Annotated in this window: 4 protein-coding genes; 3 read left to right on the top strand and 1 reads right to left on the bottom strand. The window is 66.3% G+C overall.

Going from position 1 to position 4,357, the window contains the following annotated elements; all coding sequences use genetic code 11:
• Positions 1-209: 209 nt before the first annotated feature.
• The 3 genes from AC1D0P_RS22520 to AC1D0P_RS22510 all read left to right on the top strand — a co-directional run bounded on the left by AC1D0P_RS22520 (position 210) and on the right by AC1D0P_RS22510 (position 3,470).
• Positions 210-2,195 (top strand): monovalent cation:proton antiporter family protein, encoded by a 1,986-nt coding sequence (locus tag AC1D0P_RS22520; RefSeq protein ID WP_477678779.1) that lies wholly within the window; start codon positions 210-212, stop codon positions 2,193-2,195.
• Positions 2,196-2,274: 79 nt separating this feature from the next.
• Positions 2,275-2,904: a hypothetical protein gene (locus tag AC1D0P_RS22515; protein ID WP_477678778.1), complete on the top strand. Its 630-nt coding sequence runs from the start codon at positions 2,275-2,277 to the stop codon at positions 2,902-2,904.
• Positions 2,905-2,915: 11 nt separating this feature from the next.
• Positions 2,916-3,470, top strand: a complete 555-nt coding sequence (locus AC1D0P_RS22510) for an adenine phosphoribosyltransferase (protein ID WP_477678777.1) — start codon at positions 2,916-2,918, stop codon at positions 3,468-3,470.
• Between the two features lie 33 nt (positions 3,471-3,503).
• Here AC1D0P_RS22510 and AC1D0P_RS22505 read toward each other — a convergent pair whose 3' ends face one another.
• Positions 3,504-4,268 (bottom strand): hypothetical protein, encoded by a 765-nt coding sequence (locus AC1D0P_RS22505; RefSeq protein WP_477678776.1) that lies wholly within the window; start codon positions 4,266-4,268, stop codon positions 3,504-3,506.
• Between the last annotated feature and the right edge of the window lie 89 nt (positions 4,269-4,357).

Here is a 4,357-nt window from a genome sequence, read left to right as displayed (position 1 = left end):
GGCCAGTACCAATTCAACCGCCTGGGCAAATTCGCCGCCCAGGCGCTGCGCCAGACCCATCACGGCAGCGGCTTCTATCTCAAAGGTCTTGCGGGCCAGGTCCAGCACCTGCTCGGCGTCAATTTTCACGGGGTCCGGGTTCATGGCTGCATTCTATAGAGGCGCACAAAGGCCCATGCCGCCCGGACTTCCTCAGCTACCATCGGCGCATGAGCGCGCTTGAACTGACCCTGCTGTACCTGCTGGCCGCCGTGCTGGGCGTGGTCGCGTGCCGTTCGCTCAAGCTGCCGCCCATGCTGGGCTACCTGGCCGTCGGCGTGGTCATAGGCCCCAACGCGCTGGCGCTGGCGCAGAATTCCGACGGCGTGCGGCACCTCGGCGAGTTCGGCGTGGTGTTCCTGATGTTCGTGATAGGGCTCGAATTCAACCTGCCCAAGCTGCGCTCCATGCGGCGCCACGTGTTCGGCCTGGGACTGCTGCAGGTGGCGCTCACCATCGTGCTGGCCACGGTGGGCTCCTTGTTCCTCGCCAGCATGGCGCCCAGCCTCTGGACCATGGGCTGGCAGACCGCGCTGGCGCTGTCCGGCGCGATCGCCATGAGCAGCACCGCCATCGTCGTCAAGCTGCTGTCGGAGCGGCTCGAGCTGGAGTCCGAACACGGCAAGCGCATCATGGGCGTGCTGCTGTTCCAGGATCTGGCCGTGGTGCCGCTGCTGGTGCTGATTCCCGCCTTGGGCGCGCCCGCCGACGCGCTTCTCATGGCGCTGGCCATCGCCGGGCTCAAGGCTGCCGTCCTGGTGGGGCTGCTCCTGACGGGCGGGCAACGCGTCATGCGCTGGTGGCTCACCATCGTGGCGCGGCGCAAAAGCGAAGAGCTCTTCGTGCTCAACCTGCTGCTGGTCACGCTGGCGCTGGCCTGGCTGACAGAACGCGCCGGCCTGAGCCTGGCGCTGGGCGCTTTCATCGCCGGCATGCTGATTTCCGAAACCGAATACAAGCACCAGGTCGAGACCGACATCCGGCCCTTCCACGACGTCCTGCTGGGCCTGTTCTTCATCAGCATCGGCATGCTGCTCGACTGGCGCCTGGTGCTGGAGCGCTGGCCGCTGGTGCTGCTGCTGATGACGCTGCCCGTTGTCTTCAAGCTGGTGCTGGTCACCGCGCTGGCCCGCGCGCTGGGCGCCACCGCCGGCGTATCGCTGCGCACCGGCCTCTACCTGGCCCAGGCCGGCGAGTTCGGCTTCGTGCTGCTCACGCTGGCCCAGCAGAACCACCTGGTGCCGCCGGCCCTGCTGAACCCCATCCTGGCCAGCATGGTGCTGTCCATGCTGGCCACGCCTTTCATCATCATGTACAGCAACCGCATCGTGATGAAGCTGGTCTCCAGCGAATGGCTGCAGCAGTCGCTGCAGATGACCACCATCGCGCGCAAGTCCATCAACGCCAACAAGCACGTGATCATCTGCGGCTACGGCCGCTGCGGCCAGAACCTGGGCCACATGCTGGAACGCGAAGGCATCCAGTACATGGCACTGGACCTGGACCCCGACCGCGTGCGGCAGGCCGCCGCCGCCGGCGACTCCGTGGTGTTCGGCGACGCCGTGCGCCTGCAAGCCCTGATGGCCGCCGGCCTGGCGCGCGCCAGCGCGGTGGTCATCACCTACCTGGACACGGCCAGCGCCCTCAAGGTACTGGCCAACACGCGCGCCCATGCGCCCACGGTGCCGGTGATCGTGCGCACGGTGGACGACCACGACCTGGAAAAGCTGCAGGCGGCCGGCGCCACCGAAGTGGTGCCTGAAGCCATCGAGGGCAGCCTGATGCTCGCCAGCCACGCGCTCGCGCTGGTGGGCGTGCCCATGCGCCGTGTGATCCGCGTGGTGCAGGACCAGCGCGACGCGCGCTACAACCTGCTACGCGGCTACTTCCGCGGCGCCGACGACGACACGGTCAATGAGCTGGAGCAGGAGCGGCTGTCCACCGTGACCTTGCCGCTGGGAAACCGCTCCGCCGGCAAGCCCCTGGCCGCCCTGGCGCTGCAGGCGGTGGGCGTTCGTGTCGTCAGCCTGCGGCGCAACAACGGCAAGACGCTGCAGGCCGATGATGAAACCCGGCTGGAGGGCGGTGACACCCTGGTGCTGTCAGGGCGGTCCGCCGCGCTGGCGATCGCCGAAGAAAAACTGCTGAGAGGCTAGGCCGACCGCCATGGCAGGTATCGACTGGAATCGCGCATGGCTGACCGGGTCCCGCTGGCTGAAACAGGGTACCGGCCTGTTGTTTGCACGCCCTCTGCTGTGGCTCGGCCTGGCCCTGCTGGAAAGCCTGGCCACCGCCTGGCTGGGTTCCGGCGATGTGTTGAGCCTGGTGCTGTCTTTGCTCGTGCTTTCATTGTTCCTGTGCACCATCCTGCTGCTGGCCTGGCGCGTAGCTCTGCGGCCCAGCGTGCCGTTCACGGAACTGGCGCTGGGCTGGGCCGCATCGGCAGGCAGGATTTTTGGGGTCTCGCTGCCCCTCGCGGCCGCAGGCCTCGTACTGGTGGCCGGGTCTTACCTTGTGGGGCCTCTGTCCTTCCTTTTGTGGCCCGCCGCGTGGGTACCCTGCCTCTGGGTGTTCCTGCCGGCATTGCTGATCGACGGGCTCTCCGCGAAAAGCAGCCTGCACCTGGTCATGCAGACTTCGCCGCAGCGCTGGGCAAGCATTGCCGTGGCCGTCTTCAGCCTGCTGGCCCTTGCCGCCGCCGCACTCCTTGTGGCTTTTCTTTTGATGTCCCTGTTGAAGCTGCTGGGCGGCCAGCTTGCCGCCGCCGCGGGCGTGCTGTTGTTGCTGTTGCCCGCGGCCTTGTTGCTGGGGGTGCTGCCGGTGCTGTGCGCATTCGCGGCCAGCCGGGATACCGGCGTTTCCTGAAAGTGTTTGCCATGCCAAAACAGTCCGCGAGCGAGTACCTGCGAGACCACATCCGCACCGTGCCGGACTGGCCCGCGCCGGGGGTGCAGTTTCGCGACATCACGCCGCTGCTGCAAAACCCCAAGGTGTTCCGCGTCCTGATAGACGCTTTTGTGCACCGCTACATGGACCCGGCGCTGCGTCCCGACGTGGTGGCCGGGCTGGACGCTCGCGGCTTCATCCTGGGTGCCGTGGTGGCCTATGAGCTGAATGTCGGTTTTGTGCCTGTCCGCAAGAAAGGCAAGCTGCCCTTCACCACGGTGCAGGAAACCTACGAGCTGGAATACGGCAGTGCCACCGTGGAGCTGCACACCGACGCCGTGAAAGCCGGTGACAAGGTCCTGTTGATCGACGACCTGATCGCCACCGGCGGCACCATGATGGCCGGCAAAAAGCTGCTCGAGAAGCTGGGCGCCACCGTGACCGAAGGCGCGGCCATTGTGGATTTGCCCGAACTGGGCGGGTCGGCGAAGCTGCGGGCCGCGGGCCTGCCTTTGTTCACGCTGGTGGATTTCGCCGGGCATTGAACGCCGCCGGCGTCCGGCCGGCGCAGTGAGCGCCTAGATCAGGTCGCCGTACTGCGTGCTGCTGAGCGCCGGCGAAGCCGGCGATTCCGGCATCTCCGTGTCTTCGAAGCCGGTCAGCAATGCATAGGAACGCGGTCCGCTTTTGACCTTGACCCCGTCCTTGGCGTTGTTCTCGGGCGCGGCGGCGGCCGGCCCCTGGGCGGACGCGGCCTGCAGGGCCTGCTTGAACGCGGCCACTTCGTCGGCCTGGATGGGCTCGTAGCGCGGAGCGCCCGGCCTGGCGGACTTGACCACCGTATCGGCCGCGGCGGCCGCGGGGACTGCCGCGCTTTGTGGCGGCGCGTCCTGGGCAAGGGGCTTGGGTTTGACCACCACCGCTGTTTCATCGATGCGCCAGTACACCGCCGGCACCGTGATTTCGAACCGCGCCCTGGCATTCTGGATGATCAGCGTTTCAATCTCACCGAGCTGCTCCGTGGGGCGGCCGAAGGCTTTGGCAAGGTCCATCATGACCAGGAACTCGTTGCCGCGCTGGTCCAGCGAGAGCACCTTGAATTTATAGCTGGCGGACAGCACGCCGGAGCGTGTCATGGATTCGCGAATCGCGATATACAACTGTTCGCGGCGGGCATGGCGCTTGAGCTTGGTGCCGTCACCGGGCATGACAGGTTCGACAGGGAGCCGGCCCGGGATGGAGGGAGGTGACTTGTCACGCCCGGCGGAGGCGCGCTTGTGCTCCTCCGCGGAAGAAGATTTGGCTTGCTGCGGCTTGCTGGAAAACCAGTGTAGAAAAGACATGTTCGGCGTTCTTGTAATGAAACTGCATTTTCCGTCAAGGCGGGGCGCCAAGTCTGTAAGCAATGCCCACAAATCCGGAACGCTGTTGT

It is taken from the genome of Polaromonas sp. P1_G2, assembly GCF_056405515.1.
This window is presented reverse-complemented; position numbering and strand designations above follow the sequence as displayed.

Bases quoted from the DNA above. Each gene is read 5' to 3' on its own strand.
- AC1D0P_RS22505 (WP_477678776.1), bottom strand. From the start codon at position 4,268: ATGTCTTTTCTACACTGGTTTTCCAGCAAGCCGCAGCAAGCCAAATCT.
- AC1D0P_RS22510 (WP_477678777.1), top strand. From the start codon at position 2,916: ATGCCAAAACAGTCCGCGAGCGAGTACCTGCGAGACCACATCCGCACC.
- AC1D0P_RS22520 (WP_477678779.1), top strand. From the start codon at position 210: ATGAGCGCGCTTGAACTGACCCTGCTGTACCTGCTGGCCGCCGTGCTG.